The 13,758-nt window shown below is 70.8% G+C and carries 15 protein-coding genes and 1 pseudogene; 12 read left to right on the top strand and 4 right to left on the bottom strand.

The window, feature by feature from the left end; genetic code table 11:
* Positions 1-14: 14 nt before the first annotated feature.
* The 8 genes and pseudogenes from AB0J66_RS28725 (at position 15) to AB0J66_RS28760 (ending at position 7,483) form a co-directional block, all read left to right on the top strand.
* Positions 15-1,082: a CaiB/BaiF CoA-transferase family protein gene (locus tag AB0J66_RS28725; RefSeq protein ID WP_364666902.1), complete on the top strand. Its 1,068-nt coding sequence runs from the start codon at positions 15-17 to the stop codon at positions 1,080-1,082.
* A 30-nt stretch (positions 1,083-1,112) separates the two neighbouring features.
* Positions 1,113-1,343 (top strand): annotated as a pseudogene (locus AB0J66_RS28730) (diguanylate cyclase); the annotation flags it as partial.
* Positions 1,344-1,423: 80 nt separating this feature from the next.
* Positions 1,424-2,542, top strand: coding sequence for an ABC transporter substrate-binding protein (locus AB0J66_RS28735; RefSeq protein ID WP_364666905.1), 1,119 nt, complete (start codon positions 1,424-1,426; stop codon positions 2,540-2,542).
* Positions 2,535-3,431 carry an ABC transporter permease subunit gene (locus AB0J66_RS28740; protein ID WP_364666907.1) on the top strand — a complete coding sequence of 299 codons (897 nt, stop codon included), beginning with the start codon at positions 2,535-2,537 and terminating at the stop codon, positions 3,429-3,431. The genes AB0J66_RS28735 and AB0J66_RS28740 overlap by 8 nt, the downstream gene beginning before the upstream one ends.
* Complete coding sequence (locus AB0J66_RS28745) at positions 3,419-4,252, top strand: ABC transporter permease subunit (RefSeq protein ID WP_364666910.1); 834 nt, start codon at positions 3,419-3,421, stop codon at positions 4,250-4,252. The genes AB0J66_RS28740 and AB0J66_RS28745 overlap by 13 nt, the downstream gene beginning before the upstream one ends.
* Positions 4,249-5,268 carry an ABC transporter ATP-binding protein gene (locus tag AB0J66_RS28750; RefSeq protein WP_364666913.1) on the top strand — a complete coding sequence of 340 codons (1,020 nt, stop codon included), beginning with the start codon at positions 4,249-4,251 and terminating at the stop codon, positions 5,266-5,268. The genes AB0J66_RS28745 and AB0J66_RS28750 overlap by 4 nt, the downstream gene beginning before the upstream one ends.
* Before the next feature lie 56 nt (positions 5,269-5,324).
* Positions 5,325-6,122 (top strand): M15 family metallopeptidase, encoded by a 798-nt coding sequence (locus tag AB0J66_RS28755; RefSeq protein ID WP_364666916.1) that lies wholly within the window; start codon positions 5,325-5,327, stop codon positions 6,120-6,122.
* Between the two features lie 866 nt (positions 6,123-6,988).
* Positions 6,989-7,483, top strand: coding sequence for a DUF1877 family protein (locus tag AB0J66_RS28760; protein WP_364666919.1), 495 nt, complete (start codon positions 6,989-6,991; stop codon positions 7,481-7,483).
* A 3-nt stretch (positions 7,484-7,486) separates the two neighbouring features.
* Here AB0J66_RS28760 and AB0J66_RS28765 read toward each other — a convergent pair whose 3' ends face one another.
* Positions 7,487-9,367 carry a glycoside hydrolase family 15 protein gene (locus AB0J66_RS28765; RefSeq protein WP_364666922.1) on the bottom strand — a complete coding sequence of 627 codons (1,881 nt, stop codon included), beginning with the start codon at positions 9,365-9,367 and terminating at the stop codon, positions 7,487-7,489.
* Here AB0J66_RS28765 and murJ point away from each other — a divergent pair.
* Positions 9,366-10,838, top strand: coding sequence for a murein biosynthesis integral membrane protein MurJ (gene murJ / locus AB0J66_RS28770; RefSeq protein WP_364667088.1), 1,473 nt, complete (start codon positions 9,366-9,368; stop codon positions 10,836-10,838). The two genes, AB0J66_RS28765 and murJ, sit on opposite strands and share 2 nt — an antisense overlap.
* Here murJ and AB0J66_RS28775 read toward each other — a convergent pair.
* Positions 10,735-11,160: a hypothetical protein gene (locus tag AB0J66_RS28775; RefSeq protein ID WP_364666924.1), complete on the bottom strand. Its 426-nt coding sequence runs from the start codon at positions 11,158-11,160 to the stop codon at positions 10,735-10,737. The two genes, murJ and AB0J66_RS28775, sit on opposite strands and share 104 nt — an antisense overlap.
* A gap of 122 nt (positions 11,161-11,282) precedes the next feature.
* On the opposite strand from AB0J66_RS28775, the gene AB0J66_RS28780 reads away from it, so the two are divergent.
* Entirely contained in the window at positions 11,283-11,624 is a 342-nt protein-coding gene (locus AB0J66_RS28780; protein ID WP_364666926.1) for a hypothetical protein, read from the top strand.
* Positions 11,625-11,639: 15 nt separating this feature from the next.
* Here the strand turns inward: AB0J66_RS28780 and AB0J66_RS28785 are convergent, their stop codons facing one another.
* The gene (locus AB0J66_RS28785; protein WP_364666929.1) at positions 11,640-12,044 is read right to left on the bottom strand and encodes a hypothetical protein; all 405 of its coding nucleotides are present in this window, start codon (positions 12,042-12,044) and stop codon (positions 11,640-11,642) included.
* Positions 12,045-12,063: 19 nt separating this feature from the next.
* Entirely contained in the window at positions 12,064-12,606 is a 543-nt protein-coding gene (locus tag AB0J66_RS28790; protein WP_364667091.1) for an Lrp/AsnC family transcriptional regulator, read from the bottom strand.
* On the opposite strand from AB0J66_RS28790, the gene AB0J66_RS28795 reads away from it, so the two are divergent.
* Positions 12,544-13,227 carry a DMT family transporter gene (locus AB0J66_RS28795; RefSeq protein WP_364667093.1) on the top strand — a complete coding sequence of 228 codons (684 nt, stop codon included), beginning with the start codon at positions 12,544-12,546 and terminating at the stop codon, positions 13,225-13,227. The two genes, AB0J66_RS28790 and AB0J66_RS28795, sit on opposite strands and share 63 nt — an antisense overlap.
* Before the next feature lie 9 nt (positions 13,228-13,236).
* Positions 13,237-13,755, top strand: a complete 519-nt coding sequence (locus AB0J66_RS28800) for an NUDIX hydrolase (RefSeq protein ID WP_364666932.1) — start codon at positions 13,237-13,239, stop codon at positions 13,753-13,755.
* Positions 13,756-13,758: the final 3 nt, after the last annotated feature.

Genomic DNA, 13,758 nt, shown 5'->3' on the forward strand with positions numbered 1-13,758 from the left:
GGGCGGGGTCCGGCGTGAGCGGGCCGCTGGCGGGCGTGCGGGTTGTGGAGCTGGCGGGGCTGGCGCCGGGGCCGTTCGGGTGCATGGTGCTGGCCGACCTGGGCGCCGACGTGGTGCGCGTGGACCGACCGGGTGGGCAGTACCCGCCGCCCGGGCCGCTGGGGCGAGGGCGGCGGACGGTCGAGCTCGACCTGAAGACGCCGGCCGGGGTGGGTGATCTGCTGCGGCTGAGCGAGCACGCCGACGTCTTCGTCGAGGGGTTCCGGCCCGGGGTGGCCGAGCGTCTGGGCTTCGGGCCGGGCGTCCTGACCGGAATCAACGGCCGGCTGGTGTATGCCCGGATGACCGGCTGGGGTCAGGACGGCCCACTGGCCGCGCGGGCCGGGCACGACATCGACTACATCGCGGTGGCCGGGGCGCTGGAGCCGCTCGGCCGCGCCGGCGAACGGCCGCACGCCCCGATCAACCTGATCGGCGACTTCGCCGGCGGTGGCCTGCTCCTGGCCGTCGGCGTGCTGGCCGCCCTCCTGGAGCGGGAGCGCTCGGGCCGCGGGCAGGTCGTCGACGCCGCCATGGTCGACGGCTCCGCCCTCCTCACCACCTTCCTGCACGGCATGACGGCGATCGGCCACTGGCCCGGCGCCCGCGGCGAGAACCTGCTCGACGGCGGCGCCCCGTTCTACGACACCTACGAGACAGCCGACGGCGGTTTCATGGCCGTCGGCGCGCTGGAGCCACAGTTCTTCCAGGCCCTGATCGACGGTCTGGAACTCTCCGACCCGCCGGACCAGTACGACCAGTCCGCCTGGCCCACCCTGCGCGAACGCTTCGCGTCCACCTTCAAATCGAAGACCCGCGCCGAGTGGACCGCCGTCTTCTCGTCGTCCGACGCCTGCGTCCAGCCGGTCCTCTCCCCCGCCGAAGCCCCGAGCCATCCGCACAACGTCGCCCGCACCAGCTTCATCCAGATCGACGGCCTCACGCAGCCCGCTCCCGCGCCGCGCTTCGACCGCACCCCCGCCCGGCACCCCCGGCCCGAAACAGTTGTCAGCGTCCCGGAGATCCTGGCCGGCTGGGCCTGAGCGGGGCTCGATCATCAGGCCACGCACGACTCGCTCACCGGGTTGCCCAACCGGCAGCGGCTGCTCTCCTACGCGGCCGACCTGGACGGGCGGGCCGTGGACGTGCTGCTGCTGGACCTGAACGGGTTCAAGGCGGTCAACGACACGCTCGGGCCCGATAAGCCGGCCCCGGCACGCATCGACCGAGGTCACGTGCGTCTCACGACGAGCTGCGACGGCCGGTGGGCAGCTTCAAATTTTGATCTTCGGCCGGGTGCTTGATCGTTTCCGGGTGTTCACCAAGCCCTCTCATGATCACCCGGCGTGCACCGGCGACACGGTGTGCGCAGAGAGGGAAAACGGTGCGTACATTCAAGCGCTCGGTCGCCGTCACGCTGGCGGCCACCACGATTGCCGCGATCGCGGCCTGCTCCCCGCCCGAGAAGAAGAGCGCGTCCGCCTCGAGCAGCGCGGCCACCGCGGCCAGCGCCGCCGACCTCGGCGGAATGGACGCGCTCGTCGAGGCGGCCAAGAAGGAGGGGCAGCTCAACGTCATCGCGCTGCCGCCGGACTGGGCCAACTACGGCGAAATCATCAAGGCGTTCGGCGACAAGTACGGCATCAAGGTGAACTCGGCCCAGCCCGACGCGGCCAGCCAGGACGAGATCAACGCGGCCAACCAGCTCAAGGGCCAGGACAAGGCGCCCGACGTGTTCGACCTGGGCGGCTCGGTCGCCTCGGCCAACACCGCGCTGTTCGCCCCGTACAAGGTCAGCACCTGGGCCGACGTGCCGGACAACCTGAAGGACGCGGGCGGCGCCTGGACGAACGACTACGGCGGCTACATGTCGATCGGCTACGACAGCGCCAAGGTCCCGGCCCCGGCCAGCGTGGCCGACCTGCTCAAGCCCGAATACAAGGGCAAGGTGGCACTCAACGGCGACCCGACCCAGGCCGGTTCCGCGTTCGGCGGCGTGCAGATGGCCGCCCTGGCCAACGGCGGCTCGGCCGACGACATCGCGGCCGGCGTGGAGTTCTTCGGCAAGCTCAAGAAGGCCGGCAACTTCCTGCCGGTCGACCCGACCCCGGCCACCATCGAGTCGGGCCAGACCCCGGTCGTCTTCGACTGGGACTACCTGAACGCCGCCCAGGCGGCCAAGGTCAAGACCTGGAAGACGTACGTCCCGAACGGCGCGGTCCTGGGCTCGTACTACGTGCAGGCGATCAACAAGGACGCCCCGCACCCGGCCGCCGCCCGCCTGTGGCAGGAGTTCCTCTACTCCGACGAGGGCCAGAACCTGTGGCTCAAGGGCGGCGCCCGCCCGGTCCGGGCCGAGGCCATGCAGAAGGCCGGCACCATCGACAAGACCCTGTACGAGGCGCTCCCGACGATCGAGGGCACCCCGGTCGTCCCCACCGAGGCCCAGAACACCAAGGCCAAGGCGACGCTCACCGCGAGCTGGGCCAAGGCCATTGGCTGATCTCGTCGCGGCCGCCCCGCAGCGTGTGGCCACCCGGCCGCGCCTGCGGGGCACCGCCCTGCTGGGCACGCTGCCGTTCTTCGCGTACGTGACGATCTTCCTGATCATCCCGACGCTGGTCGTGGTGATCGGCGCGTTCGCGAGCAACGACGGCGGCGCCACCCTCGAGAACATCAAGGCGCTGGGTGACGCGTACATCCTGGACGCCTTCGGCCGGAGCATCCTGCTGTCGGCGATCAGCGCCCTGGTCGGCGCGGTGCTGGGCGCCGTGCTGGCGTACGCCCTGGTCACCGCCCGTTCGGACGGCATTCTGCGCCGCACCGTGACCGCGGCGGCGGGCGTGCTCGCTCAGTTCGGCGGCGTCACGCTGGCGTTCGCCTTCCTGGCCACCATCGGCTTGTCCGGATTCGTGACGACCTTCTTCCAAGATCACCTTGGGGTCGACATCTACTCCGGCGGCGTCTGGCTGTTCGAGCTGCCCGGGCTCACGCTGGTCTACACGTATTTCCAGATCCCGCTCATGGTGATCGTCTTCCTGCCCGCGCTCGACGGCATCCGCCCGCAGTGGCGCGAGGCGACCGAGGGCCTCGGCGGCACCACGTGGCAGTACTGGACCAAGGTCGCCGGGCCGCTGCTCGGGCCGGCCTTCCTCGGTTCCGCGTTGTTGCTGTTCGCCAACGCCTTCTCGGCCTACGCGACCGCGGCCGCCCTGGTCAGCCAGGGCAACCCGATCGTCCCGCTGCAGATCCGCAGCGCCCTGACCAGCGAGGTCGTCCTGGGCCAGGCCAACCTGGGCAAGGCCATGGCGCTCGGCATGGTCATCGTGGTGTCGGTCGTGATGGGCCTCTACACGCTGCTGCAGAAGAGGACGGCGAAATGGCTGGGGTGATCGCCCGCCGGGCCCGCAAACAGCGGATCTTCCGCTGGGCCGTGCTGGTCGTGCTCGGCGTGTTCTTCCTGCTGCCGCTGGCCGCGATGGTGGAGTTCTCCACCCGCGACTCGCGAACATGGCCGCTGCTGGCCGACTGGCCGGAGCTGAGCGCCACCTACCCGGATCTGGCCGACGGCATCCTGGCCTCGCTGCTGCAGGCCGCGCTCACCGCGGTGCTGATGCTGGTGCTGCTCGTGCCGACCGCGGTGTGGGTACGGCTGCGGCTGCCCCGGGTCCGCCGCCTGGTCGAGTTTCTTTGCCTGCTGCCGCTCACCATTCCGGCGATCGTCCTGGTCGTGGGGCTGGCGCCGGTCTACGCCTGGGTCAACTACTTCCTGGGCGGGTCCTCGGTCACGCTCGTTTTTGCGTACACCGTCCTGGTCCTGCCCTATGCCTATCGCGCCATCGACGCCGGCCTGTCCGCCATCGACGTCAAGACGCTGGCCGAGGCCGCGCGCAGCATGGGCTCGGGCTGGGCGACCGTGATGGGGAAGGTCGTGCTGCCGAACATCCGCTCGGCGGTGCTGTCGGCGGCGTTCCTGACCGTGGCGCTGGTGCTCGGCGAGTACACGATCGCGTCGCTGCTGAACCGGACCAACCTGCAGGTCGCCATCGCGTTCCTGGGCAAGAGCAGCGCCACGATGTCGGTCGCCGTGTCGCTCACGGCCCTGCTGCTCGCGTTCGTCCTGCTCCTGCTCCTGTCCCTGGTCGGCGAGCGGAAGCGAAAGGCCGCCTCCCCCGCCGTCTCGTCCACTGTCACCAAGGAGTCCGCCGCATGACCGGCGTCGCCGTACATCTCAAGGGTCTGCGCCGGACGTTCGGCTCCGTGCACGCTCTGGACGATCTGGACCTGTCGATCGCGCCGGGCGAGTTCATCGCGCTGCTCGGGCCGTCCGGCTGTGGCAAGACGACCGCGCTGCGGGTGCTGGCCGGCCTTGAGGACGCGGACAGTGGCCAGGTCCTGGTCGACGGTCAGGACATCACCCCGCTGCCGGCCAACAAGCGCGACATGGGCATGGTTTTCCAGGCGTACAGCCTGTTTCCGCACTTGTCTGTTGTGGACAACGTGCGCTTCGGCCTGAAGCTGCGCGGCCGGGTCAAGGCCGCCTCAAGGGCCGGCGACATGCTCGACCTGGTCGGCCTCGGGACGCACGCCGATCGCTTCCCGCATCAGCTCTCCGGCGGGCAGCAGCAGCGCGTCGCCCTGGCCCGCGCGCTGGCCATCGAGCCGCGCGTGCTGCTGCTCGACGAGCCGCTCTCCGCCCTCGACGCCAAGGTCCGGGTGCAGCTGCGCGACGAGATCCGCCGCATCCAGACCGAGGTCGGCACGACCACGCTCTTCGTCACCCACGACCAGGAGGAGGCGCTCGCCGTGGCCGACCGGGTCGGTGTCATGCGGGCCGGCAGGCTCGAGCAGCTCGCCCCGCCGGCCGAGATCTACCAGGCCCCGGCCTCGGCCTTCGTGGCCGAGTTCGTCGGCCTCTCCAACCGCCTGCCCGGCACCGTCACCGGCGACGAGATCGAGGTTCTGGGCACCCGGCTCCCGCTGATCGCGCCGTCCGGATCAAAGGACGCAACTGCGCTGGTACGCCCGGAGTCGGTCACGGTCGAGCCGGACCCCGACGGCCCCGGCCGCGTCGTGACCAGCAGTTTCCTGGGACCGATCAGCAAAGTCACCGTGATGGTGGGCGACGTCCTCGTGGTGGCCCAGGTCGCCAGCGACCGCCTGCCCACGCTGCCCGCCGGCGCCCCGGTCAAGGTGACCCTGCAACCCAGCCCCGTCGCCCTCGCCTGACCCTTTTTTCACGTTTCCCTGCGGCCCGCCGGGATCTCTTCGTACGGTCGGAAACCGTGCTGAAGAGATCCCTGGCCGCTCTCGTGGCCCTTCTTGTGGCCCTGATATGCGCTGTCGTCGCCCGCCCCGCGGCCGCCGCCCCCGCCTGGCACGTGGTCCGCCCCGGCGACACGCTGGCCGGCATCGCCCACATGTACGGCTACACCAAAGCGACGCTGGCCCGCTGGAACCAGCTCCCGATCGACACCACGGTGCAGGTCGACGGGGTGATGCGGTTGAGCCCGCCGCCGGTGCTGCTCCCACCGTTCCGCACGCACATCGAGACCGTCACCCCCGGCATGGTCAACTGGAACCCGCTGCGCCGCTGCCCCGTCCTGCCGACGAGCCTGCGCAAGGTCTGGGTCTCGTACATCGACTTCACCGGCGCCCACCACGACGGCAGCATCGTCGTCCGCGCCGACGCCGCCCCCCGGGTCCAGCAGATCTTCCACACCCTCTACAACTGGCGCTTCCGCATCCACGGCATGGCCCCGATGCGCGTCAACAACCCCACCCAGACCAACATGGCCACCGTCACCGCCGCCTACAGCTGCCGCAACGTCGGCGGCACCAAGGTCTTCTCCGAACACGCCTCCGGCGTCGCCATCGACATCAACCCGTTCCAGAACCCGATGATCCGCGGCACCAGCATCTCCCCCGCCAACAGCGCCTACTACCTGAACCGCAACCGCTACCTGATCGGCATGCTCCACCCCGAGGGCGCCGCCCGAGCCTTCCTCGGGAACGGATATCACTGGGGCGGGTATTGGCGCTCCTTGAAGGACTACATGCACTTCAGCCTGACCAACCGCTGACGGCCTGGTCGCACGCATATCCGGCTCACTCCCGGCCCAACTTACGGCGGGGTGCCCTAGGAGCCCCCCCTCAATTTCTTCGGCACGGCAAAGAGTCGGATGGTCACAATGGTCCTTCCGAACTTGTCACTCGCGTAAACCGTGTCCATCGCGTCCAACGCGGCATTATCCGCCCACGGGGGCCATTTTGCACCGGGTGGCTCTTAGGCTCCTCGATGCAGTCCTTTCCGCCGTTCGAACACCACCAGACTTTCCCGTTCGCCTCTGTGCATATCACGAAGTCCAGGGCAACTTGTTCGCAGGTAGCGCCCTTGCTCTCCAGATCAGCCCTACTCGTCACGACTCCTCCTTGACGTTCGGATGCCGGCTTGCCGGCTACACCGCCCAGGTGAGGATCGTCGCAGCCCGAACTTGAGGTGAGAAGCCGTTCCGTACATATAGCCAGATGCCGATAATGCCAACACGCGATCAGGTTGATTCGACCCCGGGACCATCGGTCACGGCTCTGCCGGGACCGAAGATCGTGAACAGCTCCCATTTTAATGAACTTCGATGCTATATTCGGGATAAGACCTGCATATCGTCCGAATATCAGGCAAGTCGTGATGAACATTCGAGCTACAGCATCTGGGACCGTAGGCGCGCCCTGGCGGACCATGTCCGAGGTCGACGGACCCGAGAACTCACGCCGCTGCCCTTCTCCGTCTTCCGGGTTCCGTGGGCGCTTGTGGAGCGGCGCGCTACGGGGACGGCCGCTGCCTGGGACGAAACTGCGACGAGATGAGGACCCAGGTGTAATCTCCGGGGACGTCTGAGGATCTGGGATCGGTCCGGTGAACAGAGACCCCTCCGCAATACTCTTCACCATGGGTTGCCGTGGAGTGTTGTTCGCCTTGACCGGGGCGCAGGATGCCATGCTCGTCGCCACGCGGGACGACGACGAGGTCGTGGAGTTCGTCGACGAGGTGGAGCAGGCGTGGGAGGCTGCCTGGCTGTGCGAGGTGGACAAGTCGTGGGACGCGATGCACCGCTGCCTGAGCGACGGCACGCTGCAACTGGGCCGGCGCACCGGCGGCCCGCTGGAGCTGGCCCTGCTCGGCGGTGCTCACCATCACGAGGGTGAGGACTACATCGTGGCCCACGTGCTCGCCGACCAGGTCCCGGCGGTGGCGGCCGCGCTCGAGCCCATCTCCGAGAGTTGGCTGCGCGAGCGCTACGACCGGATCGACCCGGACGACTACCAGGGTGTCCTCAGCGACGAGGATTTCGCGTACACGTGGTCGTATCTGGCCGAGGTTCGCGACTTCTACCAACGCGCCGCCGAGGGCGGCCGATCGGTCATCTTCACGGTCGATCAATGACGGTCATTTGAGGCCCTCCTTGACACGCGCCTCCGTGGGGGCGAGCGCGGCCGACAACGTGCGGGCCGTGTCGATCAGGGGGACGTGGCTGAACGCCTGGGGGAAGTTGCCGACCAGGCGGCCCGCGTCGGTGTCGTACTCCTCGGAGAGCAGGCCGACGTCGTTGCGCAGGGCCAGCAGGCGCTCGAAGGTCTCGCGGGCCTCGTCGTGCCGGCCCATCAGGGCGTAGTTGTCGGCCAGCCAGAACGTGCAGGCCAGGAAGGCGCCCTCGCCCGGCGGGAGGCCGTCGACGTCGGTGCCGGGATGCTGGGTGTAGCGCTGCACGAAGCCGTCGACCAGCAGGTGTTCCTCGATCGCGGCGACCGTGCCGGTCACCCGTTCGTCGTCGGCGGGCAGGAAACCGACCAGCGGGACCATGAGGAGCGCGGCGTCGAGTTCCTCGGAGCCGTAGTACTGGGTGAAGGTGCGCCGTTTCTTGTCGTACCCCTTGGCCAGAATCTCGTCATGAATCTCGTCCCGCAGCTTGATCCAGCGTTCCCGCGGCCCCGGCAGGCCGAAATCGTCGATCGCCTTGACCGCGCGGTCGGCCGCCACCCACGCCATGAGTTTCGAGTGCACGAACTGCTTCGAGCCGCCGCGCACCTCCCAGATGCCCTCGTCCGGATCGCGCCAGTGCTGTTCGACGAACTCCATCAGCTTGCACTGCAGACCCCACGCCGGGTCCTCGGCCTTCAGGCCCGCGCGCCGGCCCTGGTGCAGCGCGTCCATCACCTCGCCGTAGACGTCGAGCTGGAACTGCTCGGCGGCCGCGTTGCCGATCCGCACGGGGTTGCCGTCGTATCCGGTGAGCCAGTCGGCCACGTACTCGTCGAGGCGCCGCTCACCCGCCACCCCGTACATGATCTGCAGCTCGGCCGGGTTGCCGGCGATGGCCCGCAGCAGCCATTTGCGCCATGCCGTGGCCTCGCTCTGGAAGCCGGAGAAGAGCAGCGCCTGCAGGGTGATGGTGGCGTCGCGCAGCCAGCAGAAGCGGTAATCCCAGTTCCGGACGCCGCCCAGCTTCTCCGGCAGGGAGGTGGTCGCGGCGGCGACGATGCCGCCGGTGGGGGCGTACGTCAAGGCCTTGAGGGTCAACAGCGAGCGTACGACGGCCTCGCGCCACTCGCCGTCGTAGGTGCACGCGGAGACCCAGCCCCGCCAGTAACCCTCGGTGACGCCGAGCTCCTTGACCGGGTCGACCGGCTCGGGCGGCGGCAGATGCGACGGGCGCCAGGTCAGCACGAATGGCACGCTGTCACCCGGCCCGACGGTGAACTCGGCCCGGGTGGCCATGTTCTCGCCGCGCGTCTCGACCGGCGTGCGCAGCCAGGCCGCGTCCGGGCCGGCCACCGCGACCAGGTCGCCCTGCTCCTGGTAGACCCACGGCACCACGTGGCCGTAATCGAAGCGCAGCCGAAGCACCATCGTCATGTCGACGCGGCCCCGGACACCGGTCACGATGCGGACCACCGAGGGGGCCTGGTTGTCCCGGGGCGGCATGAAATCGGTGAGGCGCACCAGCCCGTCCGCGGTCTCGAACTCGGTCTCCAGCACCAGCGTGTCCTCGACGTAGCGCCGCTTGACCGTGGCCTCACCGGCGGGCGCGATGCTCCAGTGCCCGTTCTCCTCGTCGCCGAGCAGCGCGGCGAAGATCGCCCCGGAGTCGAAGCGCGGCACGCACAGCCAGTCGATCGTCCCGTTCCGCCCGACCAGCGCGGCCGTCTGCGTGTCGGCGATGATCGCGTAGTCCTCGATCGGCAGTGCCATGCCGGGTTTCCATACCCGCGTGCGGCCGGCGTTTATCCTCGGCGGGGTGACTTCTCCCGGGCAGGCCGGCCGTGGCATGGCGATCGCCACGCTGGTGTCGCGCGCTGCCGGTTTCGCGCGGGTTCTGGTGGTGGCGTCCGCCCTCGGTCTGGGCAGCGCGGTGCTCGACGCCTACAACGTCGCGAACACTCTGCCCAACGCCGTCTTCGAGCTCGTCGTGGGTGGCGCCATGGCCAGCGTGGTCGTGCCGCTGCTGGCCCGTTTCCCGTCCTTCTCCTACGCCCAGCGGCTGCTGACGCTGATCTTGTACGCCCTGAGCGCCATCACCGTGGCCGCCCTGGTCCTGGCGCCGTGGCTCGTGTCGCTCTACACCCCTGGCTTCTCGGAGGCCCAGCGTTCCCTCGCCGTCTCGTTCGCGCGCTTCTTCCTGCCGCAGATCCTCTTCTACGGGGTGAGCGCCGTCGCCGGCGCCGTCCTCAGCACCCGCGGCCGCTTCGCCGCTCCCGCCTGGGCGCCGCTGGCCAACAGCCTGGTCGTCATCGTCGCCGGGCTCATGTACCTGGCCGTGCCGTCGTTCACCCTGCTGGTCGTGGGCACGACCGCGGGCGTCCTCGCTCAGATGGCCGTGGTGCTGTGGGCCCTGTCCCGTAGCGGCTTCCCGCTGCGCCCGCGGCTCGACCCGCGCGGCATCGGCCTGCGGCGGATCGCCCGCCTCGGCGGCTGGGTCCTGCTGTCGGTGGCCGCCGCGCAGGCGCTGCTGGCCGTGGCCACCCGGGCGGCGTCGCTGAGTGGCCCGGGCGGGGTCAGCGCCTACCAGAACGCTTTGGCGGTCTTCCAGATGCCGTACGCGGTGATCGCGCTGTCGGTGATGACGGCCATCCTGCCGAGGCTGTCCCGCAACGCCGCCCGCCGCGCCCACCACCAGGTCACCGAGGATCTGTCGCGGGCCATCCGGCTGGCCGTGGCCGCCCTGGCCCCGATCGCCGCCGCCATGCTGGTGCTCGGCCCGCAGATCGCCACCCTGCTGTTCGCCCACGGCAACAGCTCGCCGTCCGCGGTCACCCTGCTGGGCCTGGTCATCGCCGCGTTCGGCGTGGCCCTGGTCCCGTTCACGGCCTACGCCATTCTTCAGCGCGGCTTCTACGCCCTGCAGGACACGCGGACGCCCGCCCTGATCACCACCGGCGTCACCCTGGTCGGCGTCCTCGGCTGCCTGGCCGCGGGCTGGGCTCTCCCGCGGGCGTACGTCGTGGTCGGCGTCCCTTTCGCGTACGCGATCGCCTACACCGCCGGCCTGGTCGCCTCGGCGCTGATCCTGCGCCGCCGCCTGGGCCGCCTGGACGGGCACCGGCTGCTCCGCACCCACGCCAAGGTCGCGGTGGCCGCAGGTCTCGCCGGCCTGGCCGCCGTCGCCCTGGTGCTGCCCCTCAGCGGGCCGGCGCTGATCACGCTCGGCGCGGCCGCCCCGACCGGCGCCGCCGTCTATCTCGCCGTGGCCAAGCTGGTGCATCTGAGCGAGCTGCGGCAGCTGTTCCGGCTCGCGGTCTGACGCCCGAGCCCTCCAGCTTCGCGACGAAGTTCTGCGCTTCCGGACCCAGATGGTGGCTCAGGCCTTCGACGCGGACCTTCTTCAGGCTGCGCATCTCCTTGAGGATCTCGACGTCGGGCAGGTCGTTGTTGCCGAGCAGCGCCAGCTCCCGCAGGCCGCCCAGAGAGACCAGCGGCTCCCAGTCCCCGACCGTGCACCAGGCCAGCGTGAGCGATGACAGGGACGAATGGCGTTCACCCAGCCGGGCCGTGTCCTCCAGCCGGGCGACGTTCGCCAGTTCCAGCCGTCGCAGGGCGGGGAGCCGGGCGAGCAGGCCGCTCACGGTCGAAGAACAACTCACCGGCCGCGCTCAACTCCATCCGGGCCATCTGCCGCCCGGCCGCGGGGGCGACCGGCGCCATCAGCCCGGCCTCGTCGACGTCGGCCGCGAACAGCACGTCGTCGGTGAACTCGGTCGCCTCCAGCGCCGCCGCCACCCCGTCCAGCGGCGTTGCGGTCGGCCGACGGCATCGTCGTCATCTCGGCGTCGACGACCGGCTGGAGCCGATCGGCGACGACCTCCGCCAGCTCCTCCATCTGCCGGCGCAGCCGCCGCTGCGGCACGGCCCTCAGCCCCCGGGCCCCGGCCAGCTCCAGCAGGTCCATCCGCCGTTCGGTGGCCGACCGCCGTTCCCGGCGACCCGCCGCTCCGCCGCCGACCGGCGCCCGGCGACCAGGGCCTTCCCACCCACCGTGGCCACCGTCGTCCCGATCCGCAGCAGGAGCGTCTCGACCTCCATGCTCTGACGCTAGTGAAGGCGGCTATGCGGCGTCGAGCAGGACCTTGAGAGGGGCGGTGGGCACCAGGCTTTCCGCCCGGGCGGCCAGGCGGGGGTCGATCGTGACGAGGGCGTCGGCCTGCAGGCGGGTCACGGCGAGGTACTCGGCGTCGCGCAGGGTGTCCCAGTCCTGCTCGCGGGCGATCCGCCAGGCGACGCCGCGGGACATCCGGTCGCCGAGCAGGCGGATCTTCAGCTCGGTGATCAGGCGGTGGGTGTCCCGGGCGGCGGGATCGGTGCGCTTGCCCTGCCGTACGTCCGTGAGCAGCAGTTGCAGGGCCTCGGACCGGATGACGTTGGGCGCGACCAGCTGGTGTCCGGAATGGACCGTCGACGAGGTGTCGACGAGGTGCAGCAGGGTCGGGGCGTCGATGACGTAGCGGGCCATCCGCCGAGGATAGGGCCGCTCAGCCGCGGGTGGTGGGAACCGGCGACGGCGCCTTGACCGACTCGAGCCGCAGCAGCGTGGTCAGGCGGCGCGCGCCGACCCGGGTCAGCGAGCGAAGCACCTGCTGCAGCTCCCGGGCGTCGGCGGCGGCGATGTGCAGCAGGACGTCCTCGGGCCCGGTGACCGCGTCGGCCCGCAGCACCGCGGGGATGCCGGCCAGGGCCTCGGCGAAGCGGGCGTCACCCTCGTCGGAGTGCTCGGTGAGGGCCACGAGCACGAACGCCTCGACCCGGGCGCCCGCCTTCTCCGGGTCGACCAGGGCCCGTACGCCCGTGATGACACCCTCGGCGCGCAAGCGCTGCACCCGCCGGAGGGTGGCCGCCGGGGAGAGCCGCAGCCGGCGGGCGAGCTCGATGTTGGGCAGATCCCCCTCACCGCCTTCGCGCTCGCGGCGCTGTCCCCGCGCGCCCTGCGCGGGCTCACCCGGCGCGAACTGGCGGTGGGCTCGCTGGTCGGGGTGGCGCTGACCGCGGGGTATGGGCTGCAGACCGTTGGCCTGCAGTCGATCCCCAGCTCCACCTCGGCCTTCCTCACCGCCCTGTACGTGCCGCTGGTGCCCCTCGGGCTGTGGGCGCTGACCCGGCGCTCCCCCAGCGCCGGCGCGTCGGCCGGGATCGGCTGCGCCTTCACCGGCCTGCTGCTGCTCACCGGCGCCACGACCGCGGGCCTGCGGCTGGGCCCGGGCGAGGTGATCACCCTGGTCGGCACCGTCGCCATCGCCGCCGAGATCCTGCTCATCGGCCGCTTCGCCGGCCGCGTCGACGCCCGCCGGGTCACCGTCGTCCAGCTTGCGGTGTGCGCTCTGCTGGCCCTGGCCGTACGCCCGGTGGCCGGCGAGCCGATGCCGGCGCCCTCGTGGACGCTGGCCGCCATCGTCGGCGCCCTCGGCGTGGCCAGCGCCGTCATCCAGGTCACGATGAACTGGGCCCAGCGCTCCGTCGCCCCGACCCGGGCCACCGTCATCTACGCCGGCGAGCCGGTCTGGGCCGCCCTGATCGGCCGCCTGGCCGGCGAGCGCCTGACGGCCGGCTCGCTGGCCGGCGGCGCCCTCATCGTCCTGGCCGTCATCGTCTCGGAGCAGCCGCTTCGCCGCCCGGTCCAGAATGTCGTACCCCCTCACTAGGTTGGAGCCATGAGTCATGGGGAGTTGCAGCGGCGATCGCTGGCGGCCGCGCTGGCCGACGCCGGCGCGGCCCGGGCCGGGTGTGACGACGTCGCCGGCTGGGTGGATGCCGGCGGCGCCGGCCCGGCGGATCCGCTGGGGGCCGACGTCTGGGTGTTCGACCCGGCCCTGGCCCAGGTCCTGCTGGTGTTCCATCCGTGGCGGGGCTGGGTCCCGCCCGGCGGCAAGGTCGAGCCCGGGGAGACGCCCCGGGTGGCGGCCCGTCGTGAGTTGAGGGAGGAGACCGGAGTGGACGCTGAGCTCCTCGACAAGCCGGCCGCGGCGTTCGTGCGTTCCTTCAAGCCCGGCCGGCCGGCGACGTTGAGCGTGTCGTACGTGGCCATCGCCGACCCGGCGGCTGTGCTGGTGCCCGAGCCGGGCCAGCCCGCTGCCTGGAGGAGCCTGGACGATCCGTGGGAGGGCTGGTTCGCCGACGATCGTTCCCGCATGCGCGAGCACGCGCAATGGCTGGCCGGGGCCGTGCGATAGTGC

This window comes from Actinoplanes sp. NPDC049598 (genome assembly GCF_040675435.1).
Taxonomy (GTDB): Bacteria; Actinomycetota; Actinomycetes; order Mycobacteriales; family Micromonosporaceae; genus Actinoplanes.

What these genes read in the sequence shown, in the direction of transcription:
- AB0J66_RS28745 (WP_364666910.1), top strand. Translation starts at nt 3,419, where the DNA reads ATGGCTGGGGTGATCGCCCGCCGGGCCCGCAAACAGCGGATCTTCCGC.
- AB0J66_RS28750 (WP_364666913.1), top strand. Translation starts at nt 4,249, where the DNA reads ATGACCGGCGTCGCCGTACATCTCAAGGGTCTGCGCCGGACGTTCGGC.
- AB0J66_RS28760 (WP_364666919.1), top strand. Translation starts at nt 6,989, where the DNA reads ATGGGTTGCCGTGGAGTGTTGTTCGCCTTGACCGGGGCGCAGGATGCC.
- murJ (WP_364667088.1), top strand. Translation starts at nt 9,366, where the DNA reads ATGGCGATCGCCACGCTGGTGTCGCGCGCTGCCGGTTTCGCGCGGGTT.
- AB0J66_RS28765 (WP_364666922.1), bottom strand. Translation starts at nt 9,367, where the DNA reads ATGCCACGGCCGGCCTGCCCGGGAGAAGTCACCCCGCCGAGGATAAAC.
- AB0J66_RS28785 (WP_364666929.1), bottom strand. Translation starts at nt 12,044, where the DNA reads ATGGCCCGCTACGTCATCGACGCCCCGACCCTGCTGCACCTCGTCGAC.
- AB0J66_RS28800 (WP_364666932.1), top strand. Translation starts at nt 13,237, where the DNA reads ATGAGTCATGGGGAGTTGCAGCGGCGATCGCTGGCGGCCGCGCTGGCC.